The organism is Treponema primitia ZAS-2 (genome assembly GCF_000214375.1).
Lineage (GTDB): Bacteria > Spirochaetota > Spirochaetia > Treponematales > Breznakiellaceae > Termitinema > Termitinema primitia.
The window spans coordinates 2,675,011-2,694,532 of record NC_015578.1 but is presented as its reverse complement, the minus strand read 5'-3'; the positions used below and the strand labels follow the sequence as shown (position 1 = coordinate 2,694,532).

Sequence of the window (19,522 nt, the reverse complement as noted above, 5' to 3'; positions counted from 1 at the left end):
TCCTTAAGGAGTTTCCGTTCCGGAAACTCCACGGCAAACAGCCCGCTAGGGGTGTTTGTCCACATACCCTGTTCCCGCATAGCGATGTAATTAATTGCTTGGTGACTATAGTGGAGGTGTTACACCCGTTCCCATTTCGAACACGGAAGTTAAGCCCTCTCACGCCGATGATACTGCCCCCCTGAGGGGTGGGAAAGTAGGTCGTTGCCAGGCTTTTTTTTATTTTAGACCCCATGCCTACTTTTCCACCCCTCAGCTTTGGAATGATGTTTCGTGGGAAAGTAGGCGCCCCGTAGCAGCACCCGCAGGGTGTGTACCCACATGTCATGCTGAATGCCGGAAAGCCCAGGTCCTATGTGATATTTCCGGTGGAACAGGCCAGCCTTTTCGGCGCCGCCGTAGGGGCTCTGACGGAATAGGGAGATTAAAAGGTAATTCCCTAGCCATATTAGAGGAAAATAAGAATATCAAAATATTCCTCTTTTTGGGAACATAATGCCCGCAGAATAGATTATTCCCCTTTTTAGTAAATATTTTACTGTATCAGAAATTGAAAAACGATGAGAAAATGGTAACATATATTCTAGAGGAGGATGGTATAATGATGAAAAAATTGCTAACCGCATGTGTAATTCTCGTAGCGGTGGGTACCTTTGCGTTTGCCAAGGGCAACTCAGAGCCGAGTGATACCGGAACGGCGGCGGGAACCGGTATTGGTATAGTCAAGACTGCCTATGGCAGTGTTAGCGGCGTGGTAAGCGCTTTGTATCCTGATGTAACCATATTCAAGGGCGTTCCCTATGCGGCGCCTCCTGTAGGGGATTTGCGGTGGCAGGCTCCGCAGGATCCCAAACCCTGGACTGGGGTACGAGCCTGTGATACCTATGCGGCAATTTCTCCACAGTATGCGGATCAGGGTGCCGGTTCCGAGCCCTGGAAGACGGATTTCTATAATTGGGGAGAATTTCCGCCGGTTAGTGAGGACTGCCTGTATGTGAATATCACCACCGGTGCGAAATCCTCAAATGAAAAACGCCCGGTGTACATATGGTTTCATGGGGGCGGCCTACGTCATGGCTGGTCCTATGAACCCGAATTTGATGGTGATACCCTGGCAAAAAAAGGCGTTATAGTGGTCTCCGTCGGTCAGCGTCTGGGCGTTTTCGGTTATATGTCCCTGCCGCAGTTGACAAAAGAACAGGGGCATAGCGGAAACTACGGCTTAATGGATACGATCAAAGCCGTGGCGTGGGTTAAAGCGAATATCGCGGCCTTTGGCGGTGACCCGAATAATATCACCCTGGGCGGTCAATCCGGCGGTACAACCAAAGCTGCGGGGATTGTCAGTTCGCCACTTGCCACAGGGCCTCAGCATGGAATCAAAAACATGATCCTTGAAAGCGGTGTAAAATGGTTTGATGTATTCAAGGACCAGGCGGGGGGAGAAGCGGACGGACAGAAATACCTTACCCATCTCGGTATCGACACGAATGCAAGCTTGGAATCGCTCCGCGCAATGGACTTCAAGGTTTTCCTGGGCAAGGATACTGACGACTATGTTAGCAACACTCCCACGAATATGATAAATGACGGCTATTCTCTCAAATATTCTATCATGGCCGATGCAGTTGATGCGGGCGAATGGAAGGGTATCAATATCCTTTCCGGTACCAATCTTGGCGAAGCGATTGATGCTCTAAAGATGACCTCCGCCGAATTCTACGACGCCTACAAAAAAGGTCTTGGACCCCTGTACGACCAATACGACTTCCAAAACCTGGTAAAGGTAACCGATGCGAATGCGGCTGATACCTTTCGGACCTTTGCGACCTATGGGCTCAACGTCAATATCGGCGGTTCCTACAGCCGCTGTCTGATGGTAAATAGGGTCTTTGGCGCATACATGAAACAGGTGTACGGAACCAGCGCCGGAACCTATTACAGCTATTTATTCAGCCACTTTACCCCCTCCAGACCCGAAGAAGCGGGTACCATTCGTGACGTCAAGAACTTTTGGGCCTGGCATTCAAGCGAAATGTGGTATGCCTTTGATACCCTCAGGCAGGGTGTACCCCCCGCACGTCCCTGGACCGCTTACGACTTTGAGCTTGCGGAAACCGTGAGCAATTATTGGGTGAACTTTATTAAGACCGGTAATCCGAACGGCCCGGGGCTGACCGTATGGCCCGAAGCGGACGCAGGATACCAATACCTGGAAATCGGCGACACGGTTGCAAGCCGTAACGAGATGGAAAAAATCGACCAGTTGATGCGTGATGCGGTACTTACAAAATGGAATATTAAGCTGAATAAATAGCCATTTGGCTTAATCCCAAAAAAGGGGGCTGTCCCAAACGAAAGGACAGCCTCCCTTCTTTCAAACATAGACAGTATCTAAATAATCATAAAATTGTCCACGATTCGATGAGCGTGTTAACGGATATATGCGCCATTTCCCCCGCGAAAGCGGGTTCTTTGGGCCCCGCCCTCAGCCCATTACTGCCCGTATGCGGTTCACGCTGCCCTGGGGCTGGACGGGGATCGCCATTGCGCTTCCTGCGCGGGGAACTGTTCGACTAAAGTCGGCGTTGCAAGTTGCGCCTGTTCCGGGCAGCAGGGTTCCGTTATGCCAGCATTCCTTTATGCCCTTGCTCACCCCATGGGGGTTCTCCACGGTAATTTCGTAGCTTGCGTTGCGCCAGATCCGGTGGGCCGTAAAGCCCTTCCAGTCCGGGGGGATGCAGGGATCGATTGCCAGGGTGTCGAAACCGGGCTGTATGCCCAGAATGTACCGGGTGGCGGCGAAGTAGCTCCAGCCGGCAGAACCGGTCATGAAGGGGTGCCGGGCCCGGCCATAGCCGCTGTGATCCGGGCCCATGATAAATTGGCAATATGAGTAGGGTTCCGCTTCCCGGATTTCAATTTTGTCATTCTGAAAATAGGGACAGAGGGCGTTGTAAAATTTGACGGCCCGATCCCCCCGGCCGAGGATTGCCTCCGCAGCCCAGGCCCAGGGATTGGGATGGCTGAAGATGGCGGCGTTTTCCTTGACTCCCTTATAAACCCGGGTTATAAAACCAATTTCATCATCCGGCGCTGAATATGCTGGATCACAGAGCTTGAGGCCGTAGGGAGTGTAGAGATACTGATCCACTGCGTCCATGGCTGCCTGTCCCCTTTTGAGGTCCGCGGCGCCCGAGAGGACCGCCCAGGTGTTGGACTCCATAAATACCCGGCCTTCGGTATTTTCGCTTACGCCGATTTTTCTGCCTGTGGCGGTAATGCCCCGGGTGTACCAGGACCCGTTCCACAGTTCCCTTTCGCATACCGCCCTGACCTGCTCCTTCATGGCGGAATATTTCTCCACATCAGCTTTTCTACCGAGTCGTTGGGCCAGATCAATAAAATTGCTGAGAGCCCAATGATGGAGGAAGGAAACCATGGCGCTCTCGCCGCCTCCCAGGTTAAGGCAGTCGTTCCAGTCTGCCCGGAGGCCCAGGCAGATTCCATGTTCCCCCACCTGTTTCGCAGAGAAGTCAAGGATACGTTTCATGTGTTCATACACACTCCCGGGATCTGCGGGCCCGCCGCTGGGCACGGATGATCCGTCGGCGTAGGTATAGACTTCATCGGTAAAGCCAAAGTCCCCGGTTTCCTTGATGTATTCCGTAATAGAGGGTATGAGCCAGAGGGCATCATCGGCGCAGGCATCCTTTAGGCCGTGGACTATGCTATTCTTGTCCGGGGTCGGTACCACCGTGGGGGACTTGAAAGCGGGCTTTGGCTGTTCATCAAACCATTCGGGCCTGAAAAGGTGGAGGCCGTAACCTTGGGAAGTCAAACCCCGGAGGAGTTGGATGATCCGCTCCCGGCATTTTTCCGGGTTGGAGTGGGGGACGCACATGGAATCCTGAGCGGTGTCCCGGTACCCAAGGCCGGTACGGCCGCCCACTTCGATAAAGGAAGCGAAGCGGGAGAACATAACATTAATTTCCGCCTGGTAGAGATTCCAGGTATTGAGCATGGCGTTCATCCCCGCATTGGGGGTGGAAACCTGGAGCTTTTCCAGTTTTTCTGTCCAGAACTTTCCTATAGCGGCAAAGGCGGCGTCCACAGCCTTAAAGTCCCGGTATTTTTTCCGGATCGCTGCCCCTGTCTTCCGGCTGCCTTCGCCCAAAATGAAAATCGTCCGATAGGCTTCCCCCGGTTCCAGGGTGATCTTTCGTTGTAGGGCTCCGCAGTGGTTTCCCCCAAGTTCGCTGGAACCGGAACAGTAACCCCGCTCCACCGCCAGGGGATTTGACTCGCTGCGGTAGGGGCCAATGAAGCGGTCCCGGAGACAGTCGTAGGAGTCTGCCTCATCGGACCCTGCTGCATTATCAGCCAGGGTGAAAAACTGGAACCCCCCGTCCTCGTAGAAGAGCTCTACTTCGATGATTCCATCCTGGTATGAAGAGCCCGATGAATAGAGGCTCATCTGAAAATTCTGGTTATCAAATTCGATGTGGTGGAAGGAAAATTCCGCATAGCCGAAGATACTGAGCTTCCGTTTCCGGGGGGAATTGTTGGTTAGCCGTAGATCCCAGAGTTCAGCCGGGTCGTCCAGGGGAATAAAAAGGGTCTGCTCCCCGGAGATACCCTGGTATTGGCACTGGTAGGTGCTGTAGGAGAGGCCGTGCCGGCAGGTGTATACCGCCTCGTCAGGGCCGGGTACTGCGGCGGTAGAAGGGGCCTCGGAGGGGTCCCCTGAAGGATCTCCTAAGGGGAGGGCGAATTTTTTACCCACCGGCTGCCAGGAGAGGGTCCAGTATTCCCCAGTATCGTCATCCCGGACATAAATATAGTGGCCGGGGCGGTCCATAGGCACACCATTGGGCCTGAACCGGGTAATCCGGTGATATTCCGGGGTTTTATAGAAAAGATAGCCCCCGGCGGTATGGTTAAACACACCGCAGAGGTCCCGCAGGCCGATATAATTGGTCCAGGAGACAGGTACATCCACCCGATCAATCACATATTCCCGATGTTGTTCGTCAAAATGTCCATATCGCATGCCAGGCTCCTTACCCTTATCGTACAGTGTTTCATTTAAAAGAGGTAAATATAATTATCGAATTATTAGTGTATATTGACAAGACAGAAATTCAGAATATACTTTTATAAAATGCTTATTTTTTAGGAGGATGAGTGAAAAATCTAAAACGTTTTTTATTAATTTCTTTTGCCTCGGTATTGGTAATACTCTGTGTTGCCTGTACGGGTAAAAAGGATAGTCAAAACGGGGGCCAGGTTGAGCTACGGGTATTAAATTATTATGATATGACCGCCGCCAGCGCTGCCGATGAGATCCCTACGGTATGGGAGGCCTTTGAGAAGGCGAATCCGGATATCAAACTAATCCGGGAAGATCTGTTTAACGAACCCTTCCATAACAAGGTCGAGGCCTATGCGGCGGCGGGACAGCTGCCGGATGTGGTATATGCATGGCCATCGGGAAGGTCCTCAACCCTCCATACCCAGCATTTATTGAAGGATCTGGCCCCCCTTATTCAGAGAGATGGGCTTGCCTCAATCTATGTGCCGGCATCTCTTGATCCCACTGCTCAGGGAGCAGGGTACATTGGTATCCTTCCCCGGGCTATCACCTCAAGCCATACCTTCTATGTCAATAACGAAGTTCTGAAGGATGCGGGTCTTAGCCCGGCCAAGACCTATGCGGAACTCAAGGCACAGGTCCCTGTGCTCCGGGCCAAGGGCTATGATACTGTTTTAATAGCCCAGCAGGATACTTGGGTTATGCAGTCCTGTTTCTTCTCCCTGGTGGCGGGCCGTTTCGGCGGCGAGGGCTGGGAAAAGAAGATACTTTCGGGGCAGGCGAAATTCACGGACAGTGATTTTGTGTCAGCCCTGGAGTTTATCAAGACCATGTATGATGACGGGGTCCTTACCAAGGCGACCCTTACTACTGACTACGGTAGTGTTATTGGGCAGTTTTCCACCAACAAGGGCGCCTATCTTATCGATGGCGACTGGCGTATTGCCGCCTTTATCACCGATAAATCCACCGGGCAGGCCCTGATTAGCCCCGCGCGGCAGAACAGTATTGATATAACCGTATTCCCCGATATTTCCGGCGCAAAGCTTAATAAATCTACCTCCACCATCCTTGGCACCGGCTGGGGCATGAACGCCAATATTCCTGCGGGCTCTGCTAAGGAAGATGCGGCATGGCGGCTGATAAAGTGGCTTTCGGGCAAAGAAGTCCAGTCCTGGCTTCTTGAGACCGGCGGTACCGTTACCCCGACCCGGACGGACATTGATACCGGATCCCTCGCCCTGGAACCCATGCAGAAGGGCGGCGGCGCTCTGGGTACCCAGTATACCACCGGTACGGTGGTTATTGACGGCGCTTTCCACAGCGATGTCTATACTCCTATCAACGATGGCTTACAGCAGATCGGTGCGGGAACCAGGACACCCCGGCAGGTTGCCGAGGCAGCTCAGCGGGCCTTTGATACCTGGAAGGCAAGCCAATAGCGAGGGTTGCATAGATCGAAGAGGAGGGGCTGTCCGTGTTTTCGCCGCAGGTCTGCGGCAGAGTACGAACAGCCTCTTTTTGTAAGGAGAAAGCTGATGTACAAAATAAGCGCCAAAAGAGAACAGTGGAAGGCTTATCTTATTCTGGTTGTGCCTGCAGCGCTAATATATTTTTCTGTTATGGCCTTTCCGACCATATTTTCCATAGGGTTAAGCCTGACCAACTATAATGGCGGTAAGATCTTCGGCAACCCCAAGCTTGTCTTTACGGGATTTTCCAGTTACCTCAGAATATTTCAGGACCCTGATTTTTACCTTGCCCTGAAGAATAATCTTTTTATTGTGCTCATATCCGTGTTCGGGCAGATTCCCCTGGGTTTTGGCCTGGCTTATATTTTATCCCGCCGCCTGGTAAAGGGTGTTGATTTTTTTCAAACCATGATTTACCTGCCCAATGTTATTTCTCCGGTTATCATCGGTATTTTGTTTAAGAGCTTTTATCTGAACCAGGACAGCGTATACATGGAACTTCTGAGAAAGCTAAACCCTGCAGCGGAATTCACCCTGAGTAATCACCCCATGATTCCCGTGTTGGTGGTGATGCTTTGGATGTATACCGGAATGTATGTGATCATCTTCCTGGCAAACCTGCAGCGGATTGATACATCCGTCATTGAGGCGGCCAAGATCGACGGCGCCAGCGAAGCCCAGACTCTGTGGTATATCCTGCTGCCGGCTCTTTCAGGGGTTATTGTTACCTGCGCTATCCTGGCGATTTCCGGTTCCCTGAAATCCTTTGATCTTTTGTTTGTTATGACCGGCGGTGGGCCGGCAAAGCAAACCAGTGTGCTTTCCCTCTATATGTACAGTAAAGCTTTTGTGGGCGCACCGAATTATCCTCTGGCAAATGCCATCTCAACAGTAATGGTGATTATCAGTTTTATTCTGATAGGCCTTACCCAGGGTATGGAAAAACGCTTCGGCGGAAAGGAGTAGGTCATGGATGTACGAAAAAGCCCCTGGGGCGTCAAGATTTTGATCTATCTGGTAATGTTTATTTTTACCGTGTTGGCGATATATCCCATTCTGTGGCTGGTAATACAATCCTTTAAGACCACTCAGGAATATCTTACTACCAGTAAGCTTGCCCTTCCCAAGTTGTGGTTTCCTGGTAATTACCCCTATGCCTGGAAGCTTGGTAAATTCGGCATGTTGTTGCTAAACAGTTTATTTTATACCATCGTTACTGTTATGGGGGTAGTTGTTTTTGGGTTTATGGCGGGTTTTGCCTTTGCAAAAATCAAAAACAAGGCAACTCCATTGCTCCACGGAATGTTTATCGTTGGTATCCTTATCACCCTCCAGTCTATTATGGTGCCCCTCTTCCTTATGGTAAATACGGTGCATCTCTACGATACCAGGCTGGGAATACTTATTCCCTATATCGGCATAGGTCTTCCCATGGGGGTATACCTGAGTACTGAGTATATCCGCCATATTCCAGAAGCGCTTATTGAATCGGCTCGGCTGGACGGTACCGGGTATCTCAAAACTTTTTTCTTTATCATTTTTCCCATGTCTGCCCCGGTGGCAATGACCGTGGGGATTCTGACCTTTACCGGAACCTGGAACGAATTTATGCTGATCAATATCCTTGCTGCCAGCGATACTATTAAATCAATTCCTGTGGGGGTTGGGCGTTTCTCCGGCGCCCTGGCTTCGGATTACGGCAAGCAGTTTTCCGCTCTGGTTATCGGCTTGATCCCCATGCTCCTGTTCTATCTTATCTTCCGTAGACAGATAACCAAGGGTGTCGCGGCAGGTGCGGTAAAAGGATAGCTTGTGCAAAAATATTTATTGGATGGCGAATGGCATTTACGGGAGGCGGGGACAGATAAAGAACTTTCTGTCATGATCCCCGGGAGTGTGCTGGAGGCGTATACTAAGGCAGGATTGCTGCCGGATCCCTATTATGGGGAGAACGAAAAAAACATAACTTCTCTATTTGAGAAGGAATTTGAATATCGCCGTAGTTTTACGGTTGCTGAAGAATTGCTTGCGGAAGATACGGTGGATCTGGTATGCCTCGGCCTGGACACCCTGGGGGATATAATCCTGAATGGGCAGAAAATAGCTTCGGTGAACAATATGCACCGTGCCTGGCGTTTCGGCGTAAAGTCTCTGCTTAAAAAAGGGGAAAACGAAATTATGATCCGTTTTCATTCTCCCAATGCTTTTATCAGGCAGGCGTTTGAAAACGGGAATATTACCTATGTTAATCTTGGGAATATGGCCGGTTCGGGATATCTCCGTAAAGCCCACAGCCAGTTTGGCTGGGACTGGGGTCCCCAGCTGCCGGACGTCGGAATCTGGCGGAGTATTTTTTTGGAAGCCTCCGGTACTGCGCGGATTGGTGATGTGTACATTACCCAGAAACATGAGAAGGGAAGGGTCGATCTTCGGCTTAAGGTACGGATCGATACCCCGGATCGCCGGCATTTCTGGGCGGAAGATCGCCGCCTCTGCGGAAGGATTAGGATAAGTCCGCCCTCAGGATCGCTGATAGAGCAGCAGGTGGATCTTGATCTTGATGAAAACACTTTTAGCATTACCATAGAAAATCCTCAGCTTTGGTGGCCCAACGGTTTGGGCGCCCATCCCCTCTATGGGGTGGAACTGGAACTCTTAAGCCCCGGATCGGAAGACCCTGGTTCCCCTCTTGATATATACCGCTGCAAAATAGGATTGCGGACCATGACTATCAGTACCGAAGCGGACCAGTGGGGCAGAGAATTTGCCCTTATGGTGAATGGGCTAAAGGTCTTCTCCATGGGGGCAGACTATATCCCCGAAGACAGTATTATTCCGCGGGTAAATGCGGACCGTACCCGAAAGCTTCTGGAAGACTGCGTTAAGGCGAATTTCAACACTATCCGTGTGTGGGGCGGCGGATACTATCCGGATGATTTTTTCTATGATCTTTGCGATGAGCTGGGCCTTGTGGTCTGGCAGGATCTGATGTTTGCATGTAATATTTATGTGTTCACCGAAGATTTTACCGCCAATGTAGCGGAAGAGGTACGGCAGAATATCAGGCGTATCCGTCACCATGCCTCCCTGGGCCTCTGGTGCGGTAATAACGAAATGGAAGTAGCCTGGGTTGACTGGGAAACGGTAAGGGATCATCCCAAGGCAGTTAAGGCGGATTACATCAAATTGTTTGAAGTACTGCTGCCTCAATTGGCCCGGGAGACGGACCCAAACACATTCTACTGGCTGGCTTCTCCCTCTTCGGGGGGCAGCTTTGATGAACCCAATGCCGATGACCGGGGTGATGTGCACTACTGGGAAGTATGGCACGGCCTTAAGTCCTTTGCCGAGTACCGCAAGCATTACTTCCGGTACTGTTCGGAATTCGGTTTTGAGGCCCTTCCCGAGCTGGATACTATCGCTTCTTTTTCTGCCCCCGAAGACCACAACCTCTTTTCTCCGGTAATGGAAGCCCACCAAAAATGCCCCAGTGGTAATGGCAAAATTCTTTACTATATCTCCGAGACCTACCGGTATCCTAAGGACTTTGCTTCCCTGGTGTATATTTCCCAGATATTACAGATGGAAAGTATCCAGTACGGGGTGGAACATTGGCGGCGTTACCGGGGCCGCTGCATGGGCGCTATCTACTGGCAGCTCAACGATTGCTGGCCGGTGATCTCCTGGGCCAGTATTGATTATTACGGCCGCTGGAAAGCCCTTCATTATGGCGCGCGGCGTTTTTTTGCCCCCCTGATGGTGAGTATCTTTAACGAAGTGAAAAATATACGCCTCTTTACCCACAACGAAACCCCGGAGGCTGTAAACGGCCTGGTGCGGCTTACCCTGCGGGATCGGGATTTCCGGGCTTTGGCATCCGACGAAGTACAGGTTGGGATTCCTGCCCTCAGCGCCGCTGAGGTGTTTGCCAGGGACTATGCGGAACTGGTCAATACGGCGGAGCTGGAGCGGAGTGTTTTTGTTGAAGCAGAATTACTGATTGATCGCAGGGTTGTTTCCCGGCAGACCGCCTTTTTTGCTGCTCCCAAAGCTTTTTCTTTCAAGCGGCCCCGGTATACCCTGGACCTGATCGAAACCGGGGATGCCTTTGTTATAAGGTTAAAGGCCGATACTTTCTGCCGGTTTGTGCAGCTTAAAATTTCGGGTGAGGATGTGGTCTTTCAGGATAACTACTTCGATATTGTAAATAGTGAAGGGCGGGAGATTCTGGTTCTAAAATCGGATCTGAAGGATAGTTATACTGCGGAAACCCTCAAGGGCAAGGTGGAAATTCTCAGTGTGGGCGACACGTACTGAACGGTAAGGAAGGATATATGGGATTTCGGGATGATTTTGTGTGGGGCGGCGCGTCCGCCTCGTATCAGGTAGAGGGGGCCGCCGCTGAAGACGGGCGCGGCCCTTCGGTATGGGATATGTTTTGCAGGGAGCCGGGCCGCATTCTTGACGGATCCAGCGGGGATACCGCCTGCGATCACTATCATCTTTATCAGAAAGATGTAAATCTTATGAAAGAGATAGATTACAAAGCTTACCGGTTCTCCATTGCCTGGCCCCGGATCATACCCGGGGGAGACGGGAAGCTTAATGAAAAGGGGCTTGATTTTTATGACCGCCTCCTGGACAGTCTTGCTGCGGCGGATATCACCCCCTATGCTACGCTCTTCCATTGGGATTATCCCTATGCCCTTTTTCGCAGGGGCGGCTGGCTCAACCCTGACAGTCCCAAATGGTTTGCCGATTATGTTTCGGTGGTAGCAAAACGGCTGGGGGATCGGCTTCCCTATATCTTCACCTACAATGAGCCCCAGTGTTTTATCGGCCTTTCTTACGATAACACCGAACATGCCCCGGGGATACACTTTCCCATCTGGGATACCCTGCACATGCTGCACCATGCCCTTTTGGGGCACGGCCTTGCGGTTCAGGCTTTGCGCAGTATTGCTCCCAAAACGCAGATTGGCTACGCCCCTACGGGAAGCGCCCACTATCCCGCCACGGATAGCGCTGCGGATAGGGAGGCGGCGCGGAAAGCTTACTTCGCTGTGGAGGAACGGCCTTTCTGGTCAGTATCGGTGTGGAGTGATCCGATTTTTCTGGGCCGCTACCCGGAGGAGCTTCTGAAAAAGTACGGACAGTACATGCCCCCCATAGGGCAGGACGATATGAAGATCATCAGTGAAAAATTAGATTTTCTGGGCCAGAATATTTATAACGGCTCCCCGGTGCGCTCCGATGGAAAGGGCGGCTATGAGTACCCCAAGCGAAAAACCGGATATGCCTTTACAGCAGCCAAGTGGCCGGTCACCCCCGAAGCCCTGTACTGGGGCCCGAAATTCCTACAGGAACGGTACGGAATGCCCCTCTACATCACCGAAAACGGTCTTTCCTGCCAGGACACGGTTTCTGTGGACGGTAAGGTCCACGATCCGGCCCGCATCGACTTTCTCCGCCGCTACCTCAGAGAACTGCGCAGGGCTAGTGAGGATGGCGTTGATATACGGGGTTACTTCCATTGGTGCGTTACGGATAACTTTGAATGGGCAAAAGGTTATACCGATCGTTTCGGCATGGTATACTGCGATTTTGAAACCCAGGAACGGATACTCAAGGATTCTGCATACTGGTACCGGGATATAATTCGGTCTAACGGGAAGGATCTCTGAAACCCTAAGCTGATTCAATAACCAGGGCAGCTCCATCCTCATCCCAGGAGATAGTTATCCTGTCGGCACTTGTTATTCCATATATCCGCCCTTCATGGGCTCCACCGCGCGTTCAGAAAATAATTTCAATACCCCGCCGGAATACCGTGGGGAGTGCGGGTGCCATCGGGTTTTCCGTTCCCTCAGCACTGCATCTATTTCTTCTGGGGTCTTCCGCTCTCCCTTGATCCCCACAATTGCCAGAATGCGGTTTGGGATATCGATCTGAATCAGGTCCCCTTCTTCCACCAGGGCAATTGGCCCGCCCTCGGCTGCTTCGGGGGAGACATGGCCGATAGCAGGACCTTTGCTGGCCCCGGAAAAACGGCCATCGGTGATCAGGGCAATGGTCTTGCCCAATTCTGCGTCGGAGCTTATAGCCTCAGTGGTGTAAAACATTTCGGGCATTCCGCTGCCTTTGGGGCCTTCGTAGCGGATAAATACCGCATCCCCGGGCTTTATGTCATGGGCCAATACTGCGGCCAGGGCTTCTTCTTCGCTGTCAAAGGGGCGGGCGTGGAGCAGGGCGGTGAACATCTCTTTGGGAACTGCGGAATGTTTTACCACCGCGCCGCCTGGGGCAAGGTTTCCCTTCAGTATCCCTATGGCCCCATTGGTATCAATGGCTTTGTCATAGGGCCGTATGATATCGGTCCGTTTTATATTCCAGGGGACAAGGTAGGTTTCGCATTTTTCAAAAAAACCTTCTTTCTTAATATCCTCAAGGTTTTCACCCAAGGTTTTGCCGGTTACCGTAAGGACATCCAAGTGAAGGTGCTCCTTTATTTCTTCCATGATTGCAGGAACCCCACCAGCGTAGTAGAAAAATTGCGCAGGCCAGCGTCCGGTTGGGCGTATATCCAGAAGATAATGGGCGTCCCGGTGCAGGCGGTCAAAGAGGTCCCCGTCCACATTCAGGGCGAATTCATGGGCAATGGCGGGGATGTGCAGGAGGCTATTGGTGCTTCCGGAAATAGCTGCATGAACCAGAATGGCGTTTTCAAAACTTTTCATGGTAACTATATCCCGGGCTTTAAGCCCCATCTCCGCCAGCTTTACTGCCTGGGCGCCGGCCCGGTGCGCCGCTTCCTTCAGATCAGCACTGGTGGCGGGCATCAGGGCGGTTCCCGGGAGCATTAAGCCCAGGGCTTCCGCCATAACCTGCATGGTAGAAGCGGTGCCCATGAAGCTGCAGGCCCCGCAGGAAGGACAGGCGTGGTGTTTATAATAGTTAAGCTGTTCGCTGCTTATTTCCCCCCGTTTTTCCATGGCGCTGTACTTCCCTATCTGTTCCAGGGTCAAAAGCTCAGGGCCGGCGTCCATAACCCCACCGGTAATAACGATGCTGGGAATATTAATGCGGCCTATGGCCATCAGGTGAGCGGGCATACCCTTGTCGCAACTGGCGATAAAGACACCGGCGTCAAAGCTAGTAGCATTGGCATGGATTTCTATCATGTCCGCTATAATGGACCGGCTGGCCAGGGAATAGTTGATCCCGTCATGCCCTTGGGCCATGCCGTCACAGATATCTGTGGCAAAATAGCGGGCGGCCTTGCCCCCGGACGCGGAAACCGACCGGCTGGCTTCTTCAACCAGTTCAAAGAGATGGGCGCTGCCGGGATGGCTGTCCCCGAAGGTACTTTCTACGATGATTTGCGGCTTTTCAAGGTCCTCCGCTGTCCATCCCATTCCTAAACGCAGGGGGTCCATTTCGGGGGCAAGGGCCCGTATTTTCTGGCTGTTCAACATATCTGCTACTCCAAAATCATCAGGGCAACGTATTTCCTGCCGCTTTGTAGATGCCATACCATTCTTCCCGGGTAAGCGTTATCTCTGACCCGGCGATACAGTCCCGCAGGCGTCCGCTGTTCATCGTACCGGTGATGGGCTGAATTTTCGCCGGATGGCGAAATATCCAGGCTAAGGCAATGCTGGTGTTTGATACACCGTATTTTTCGGCAAGTTTGTCAATTTCTGCGTTAAGGGTGGGAAATTTTTCATTGCCTAAAAACACTCCCTCAAAGGTGCCATATTGAAAGGGCGACCAGGCCTGTATGGTAATATCATGCAAGCGGCAGAAATCCAATACTCCGCCGTTCCGGTTTACCGCTGCATCGTCATTCATATTTACATGAAGGCCTTCCGAAATCATCGTAGCATTGGTAATGCTTAATTGGAGCTGATTAATAATGAGGGGCTGTTTTACAAATTTTTGCAGGAGCTGGATCTGTGAGGGATTCTGGTTTGACACGCCGAAATGCCGCACCTTTCCTTTTGTGTGGAGCTCGCTAAACGCTTCGGCCACCTCTTCGCATTCCATAAGTGCATCCGGCCTGTGCAGGAGCAGCACATCAAGGTAGCTTGTTTTAAGTTTTTTCAGGCTTTCGTCCACGGATTTAAGAATGTGTTCCTTTGAAAAATCAAAATAACCCTGCCGGATACCGCATTTTGACTGAAGTAGAATATTTTCGCGAACCGAAGAGCTCATGCCTATGGCATCCGCAAAAATCGATTCACAGGCACCATTGCCGTAGCGATCCGCATGGTCAAAAAAATTGGCACCCAAATCAAGAGCGGTCTTTATAAAAGACTCGGCTTCTTTTTTTTCAATTTTATTAATCCGCATACAGCCAACTGCAATTGCCGGTGTTATAAAGCCGGAATTTCCCAAGTTAATAGTTTTCATAGATCATCCTTTTACGGCGCCAGCCGTCATGCCATTGATAATTTGTTCCTGCAATAACAGATATGTAATGAATACCGGTAAGGTAGCGATAACCAGGGCAGCCATAAGCCCTACATAATCGGCAGTATAGGCGCCCAGGAAGTTATACAATCCCAGGGGCAGTGTTTTTTTACTTTCCGAGTTTATAAATACCAGGGCAAAGCTGAATTCTTTCCAATTGTTCAAGAAGTTAAGGATGGCCACAGTAGCGATAACCGGGCGGGTCATGGGAAGTATTACCGTGAAAAAGATGCGCAGCATTGTGGCGCCGTCAATAATCGCCGCTTCCAGGATGGAATCAGGGAAGGACGAAATAAAACTTTCCATCAGGAATATCGTTATAGGAAGGCCAAAGGCTGTATAAACCAAAATAAGAGACCATGGGGTATCAAGCAGATGGATATTTTTCATCAGGGAAAAAAGCGGTACAAGTACAGCCTGTAGGGGTATTAACATCCCAATCACAAATAATGATGATACAATCTTTTGCCCGGGAAAGGTGAATTTAGCAAGAACAAACGCCCCTAATGCACCCACAACTACGGTAAGAATAATCGAAAAAACACATACAAAAACGCTGTTAAAAAAATAGGTTCCGATATTTGCGGTTTTCCAGGCATTCACATAGTTTTCAAGATGCAGTTCTGATGGAAGAGAAAGAGCGGAAAGGGTGAACTGTTGGTTGGTTTTGAAGGAACTGTATACCATCCAGATCAAGGGAAAAATCGTAATAAAGGCAAGTGCGATAAGCAGGATATAACGGAAAATATTAGTAATCAGGCGTTTAATAAAAGCGGATAGGCTAATCTTCATTTTTATTCTCCTTTCTCAGCTTGCTTTAATAGCAATACGCGGCTGGCAGAAATAAATACAAAACTGAACACCGCAATAACCAGGGATACGGCGCTTCCATATCCGTATTGATAGGTGGCAAAGGTTTTATTAAACATATAGGTTGCCATCACTTCTGTGGAGTGTGCCGGGCCGCCACCTGTCATAACATAGATAAGATCAAATGTACGCATACTGCCGGAAATACAAAGAACCACGGCGGAGGCAATGGTGCCCCACAATAAGGGGAGCCGGATTCTGAAAAACTTGGTGACCTCGCTGGCGCCGTCAATATCCGCTGCTTCTATAATGTCGGGAGGGATATTTTGCAGTGCCGCAAGGAAAATAATCATATATAAGCCGACAAATTGCCAAAAAATAACCCCACAGAGGGTATAAATAGCTATGCCAGGGGTACCCAGCAGATTAGGGGCCTTTGAAAAACCCAGCATCAACAGAAAATTTTTAAGAATTCCCACTTGGGGGTTTAAAATAGTAGACCACAGCAAACCGACAACAACGGTTGAAAGAATCATAGGGATAAAAAAGGCGGTACGGAAGAATGGCGCCCCTTTTAGTTTGCCGCTCAATGCAACTGCGGCAAGAATGCCAAATGGTATTTGGCCTAAAACAGAAATAACTACCACAAGGATATTGTTTTTAAAAGATAGCCAGAATATAGGGTCAGTCAAAATTGTGATAAAATTTTCAATGCCGATGAATCTGGGCGCTGAAAGTCCGTTCCAATTATAAAATCCATAAAAAAATGAACGGATTATCGGATATAATACAAAAACAGTATAAAGCAATAATGCGGGAGCAAGCCCCGCAATAATAAATTTATTATTTTTTCTTAAAATTGTGGTCATATATACCCCCTGACAATTGGGATAATTAAAACCAAGGCCCCTTTATACGGGCGCCTTGGTTTTAACCAAAAACTTATTTAACTGTTTTGTCCAGCTCAGCTGCAATGGCAGCGGGAGTCTGAATTCCCAGCATGACAGATTGCAGCCCATTGTTGACAATTTCTGTCTGCTCAGAATTAAGGGCAGAGTCATAAACAGTTACCAGGGGATGCTCTTTGATGAGGGTTACTAACTTTGCATAAAACGGAGTAACTTTATTCAAATCCGGGGTGACATTGACTGACGATACAGGAATATCATACTCCATGAAAATTTTCTGAGAAGCATCGTCGGTCAGGAATTTGATAAGTTTTAAAAGCACTGCTTTTTGTTCCGGAGACGCCTTTGAGTTTATAACAAAACCCGTACTGGCAACTCCTGAAATTGTGGAGGGATCACCCTTTCCGCCGGGAAGGGCGGGAAACACGGACATTTCAATGAAGGGTTTTATCTTTTCAGGCGCCTGGGAAACCAGTTCCGGCAGCAGCCATGAACCTTCAATCATCATCGCCGCTTCTTCACGGTAGAAATAGGCATGGCTCTGCACGTTATCAATGGTACTCCAATCGCTGTTAAGCGCCCCGGATGTAGCAAGATCCTTCATAATATCCAGGGCATCGGTAAATACCTTGTCGGTAAATTTAGCCCCATTTTGCTTTGTCAAAGCGTCCGTAAGCCATTGAGAGCCGGTTGAACGGTTTGCAACAATGCTAAACACCGATGACTGGGTGGGCCATTGGTTTTTATCACCATGGGCTATTGGAATAATGCCATTTTTCTTAAAGACATCAACGGCAGTTTTCAATTCGGGATAGGTTGTGGGTACTTTAACATTGTATTTATCAAACAATGCTTTGTTATAAAAGAAAATTGATGTTAAAGAAATTCCCTGGGCAACACTATAGATTTTACCATTAACATTAAACTGATCCAAGGCAGATGAAACCAGCCCATCCCTCCATTCGGGGTTCTGATCAAGGTAATCATTGATGGGGGCAATCAAGCCGGCGTTTGCAAATTCAATGGTCATTGCGTTCGGCCAAAGGATAAAGCCATCAGGAAGGCTGTTGGCTGCGGCCTGAGTCTTAAGCCGTGTTTGATATTGATCCCGGGGCATTTTTTGTTCGTCAATCACCACATCAGGATTTTCCACACGGAATTGGGCCATGCGGTTTTCCATATATTGTGCACGTTGGTCTGAACCTACGTAGGAATGCCAAACCGTGATCTGGACCTTGCCGTTATTACCGGCATTCTGATTCTTCTGACAGCCTGAAAGGACCGCCAAAACCGCTACTACAAAAACAACGCTCACTTTTACACTGTTTTTCATGTTTCCTCCAAATTACTATATGCTAATCTTTTTTTAAAAAAGACTGATACCAACGCCCGCTCTTTTTCCAACTCCGTTTTTTAGTGGCATAATCAACGTGAAAAATTCCAAACCGTTTGGAATATCCCCGGGCCCATTCAAAGTTATCCATCATACTCCACACAAAAAAGCCTTTCAGGTTGACACCTGCTTTAATCGCCTTGAGGGCCGCAACAAAATGGGTCTCCAGGAAACTCCGGCGGTCTTCATCGTCTATAAGGTAATTTGCCCCCGCAGCAAGTTTATCGTCCTGAAATGCCGCCCCGTTTTCGGTTACCAGTATATTAGGGCTGCCATAATCAACATCAAGCCGTTTGAGCACATCGTATAAACTTTCGGGGTGCACTTCCCAGGGCATGGCTGTCACCTGTGCACCCTGGGGAATAATTTCAACATAGGGCAGCGTGGGGTGGGGGGTCTTAGCTTCCAATTTTTCAGAATCCGTAGCGGCGCGTACCACCTTTCTAAGGTAATAGTTAAGCCCTAAAAAGTCGGTTTTCTGTCCGGAAATAAAGGATAAATCCCCGGATTTTTCAGGAATAGGCGCTCCGGCTTTTTCAAAAATACTGCGAAGCGGTTCAGGATAGCTTCCTTTGTAGAGGGGGTCTAAAAACCAGCGGTTTTGATATGCGTCGCAAAGTTCGGCGGCATTTTTATCCTCAGTACTGTCGGAAGCGGGAACAGCAGGGTACAGGTTCAGGACAATACCGATTTTTCCGTCTTTTCCGCCGGGACTCTTTCTGTAAGCTTCAACCGCCATGGCGTGGGACAAGACCATGTGAAAACTCACCGCCACTGCGGTTTTTAAGTCTTTATAACCGGGAGCATGGCGTCCTTGCAGGTTTCCTACAAAAGCGGTAACCCAAGGCTCATTATGGGTGAACCAGTTTTTAACACGGTCACCGTAATGGCTATAGGCCAATTCAGCATAATCGCGGAAACGTTCCACAGTATCACGGTTGACCCACCCGCCTTTATCGAACAGGGCCTGGGGTAAATCCCAGTGGTAAAGGGTAGCTGCGGGGGTAATATTTTTTTCCAGCAGAGAATCAATCAGCTTATTGTAAAAATCAATGCCCTTCTGGTTGATCTGTCCCGCACCATCCGGTAAAAGCCGGGGCCATGAGATGGAAAAGCGGTAAGCATTGACCCCAAGCTCCGACATGAGAGCCACATCTTCTTTGTAGCGATTGTAATGATCACAGGCGACTTTTCCTGTATCGCCATTTTCTACCTTTCCGGGGGTTTCACAAAAGGTATCCCAGATACTTTTTCCCCTGCCGTCACCATCCGGGCTGCCTTCAACCTGAAAAGAGGCTGTTGCGGTTCCCCATAGAAAATCTTTTGGAAAATCAATCCGCTTCACTTTATTGCTCCTTTGAAAAAATAGAAT

13 protein-coding genes and 1 rRNA gene are annotated in these 19,522 nt (G+C 49.8%); 7 read left to right on the top strand and 7 right to left on the bottom strand.

Annotated features, from left to right (window positions below; translation table 11 throughout):
• The first annotated feature begins 97 nt into the window (after window positions 1-97).
• Window positions 98-213: ribosomal RNA gene (gene rrf / locus TREPR_RS11670) — 5S ribosomal RNA — on the top strand.
• Between the two features lie 388 nt (window positions 214-601).
• Window positions 602-2,317, top strand: a complete 1,716-nt coding sequence (locus tag TREPR_RS11665; RefSeq protein WP_015708522.1) for a carboxylesterase/lipase family protein — start codon at window positions 602-604, stop codon at window positions 2,315-2,317.
• A gap of 171 nt (window positions 2,318-2,488) precedes the next feature.
• Here TREPR_RS11665 and TREPR_RS11660 read toward each other — a convergent pair whose 3' ends face one another.
• On the bottom strand, window positions 2,489-5,053 hold the full coding sequence (locus TREPR_RS11660; RefSeq protein WP_015708521.1) for a glycoside hydrolase family 94 protein: 2,565 nt from the start codon (window positions 5,051-5,053) through the stop codon (window positions 2,489-2,491).
• A 134-nt stretch (window positions 5,054-5,187) separates the two neighbouring features.
• On the opposite strand from TREPR_RS11660, the gene TREPR_RS11655 reads away from it, so the two are divergent.
• From TREPR_RS11655 to TREPR_RS11635, 5 genes are all read left to right on the top strand, one after another.
• Window positions 5,188-6,537, top strand: a complete 1,350-nt coding sequence (locus TREPR_RS11655) for an extracellular solute-binding protein (protein WP_015708520.1) — start codon at window positions 5,188-5,190, stop codon at window positions 6,535-6,537.
• 96 nt (window positions 6,538-6,633) lie between these two features.
• Window positions 6,634-7,533 (top strand): carbohydrate ABC transporter permease, encoded by a 900-nt coding sequence (locus tag TREPR_RS11650; RefSeq protein WP_015708519.1) that lies wholly within the window; start codon window positions 6,634-6,636, stop codon window positions 7,531-7,533.
• A 3-nt stretch (window positions 7,534-7,536) separates the two neighbouring features.
• Window positions 7,537-8,376: a carbohydrate ABC transporter permease gene (locus TREPR_RS11645; RefSeq protein ID WP_015708518.1), complete on the top strand. Its 840-nt coding sequence runs from the start codon at window positions 7,537-7,539 to the stop codon at window positions 8,374-8,376.
• 3 nt (window positions 8,377-8,379) lie between these two features.
• Window positions 8,380-10,884, top strand: coding sequence for a beta-mannosidase (locus TREPR_RS11640; protein WP_015708517.1), 2,505 nt, complete (start codon window positions 8,380-8,382; stop codon window positions 10,882-10,884).
• Between the two features lie 17 nt (window positions 10,885-10,901).
• Window positions 10,902-12,251, top strand: coding sequence for a GH1 family beta-glucosidase (locus TREPR_RS11635; protein ID WP_015708516.1), 1,350 nt, complete (start codon window positions 10,902-10,904; stop codon window positions 12,249-12,251).
• 72 nt (window positions 12,252-12,323) lie between these two features.
• Here TREPR_RS11635 and ilvD read toward each other — a convergent pair whose 3' ends face one another.
• From ilvD to TREPR_RS11605, 6 genes are all read right to left on the bottom strand, one after another.
• On the bottom strand, window positions 12,324-14,099 hold the full coding sequence (gene ilvD / locus TREPR_RS11630) for a dihydroxy-acid dehydratase (protein ID WP_245534728.1): 1,776 nt from the start codon (window positions 14,097-14,099) through the stop codon (window positions 12,324-12,326).
• Window positions 14,062-14,979, bottom strand: a complete 918-nt coding sequence (locus tag TREPR_RS11625; protein WP_015708514.1) for an aldo/keto reductase — start codon at window positions 14,977-14,979, stop codon at window positions 14,062-14,064. The genes ilvD and TREPR_RS11625 overlap by 38 nt, the downstream gene beginning before the upstream one ends.
• Before the next feature lie 3 nt (window positions 14,980-14,982).
• Window positions 14,983-15,831 carry a carbohydrate ABC transporter permease gene (locus TREPR_RS11620; protein ID WP_015708513.1) on the bottom strand — a complete coding sequence of 283 codons (849 nt, stop codon included), beginning with the start codon at window positions 15,829-15,831 and terminating at the stop codon, window positions 14,983-14,985.
• Window positions 15,832-15,833: 2 nt separating this feature from the next.
• Window positions 15,834-16,718: a carbohydrate ABC transporter permease gene (locus tag TREPR_RS11615; protein ID WP_015708512.1), complete on the bottom strand. Its 885-nt coding sequence runs from the start codon at window positions 16,716-16,718 to the stop codon at window positions 15,834-15,836.
• Between the two features lie 73 nt (window positions 16,719-16,791).
• Complete coding sequence (locus tag TREPR_RS11610; RefSeq protein WP_015708511.1) at window positions 16,792-18,090, bottom strand: ABC transporter substrate-binding protein; 1,299 nt, start codon at window positions 18,088-18,090, stop codon at window positions 16,792-16,794.
• Window positions 18,091-18,112: 22 nt separating this feature from the next.
• Window positions 18,113-19,495, bottom strand: coding sequence for a GH1 family beta-glucosidase (locus TREPR_RS11605; RefSeq protein ID WP_015708510.1), 1,383 nt, complete (start codon window positions 19,493-19,495; stop codon window positions 18,113-18,115).
• Between the last annotated feature and the right edge of the window lie 27 nt (window positions 19,496-19,522).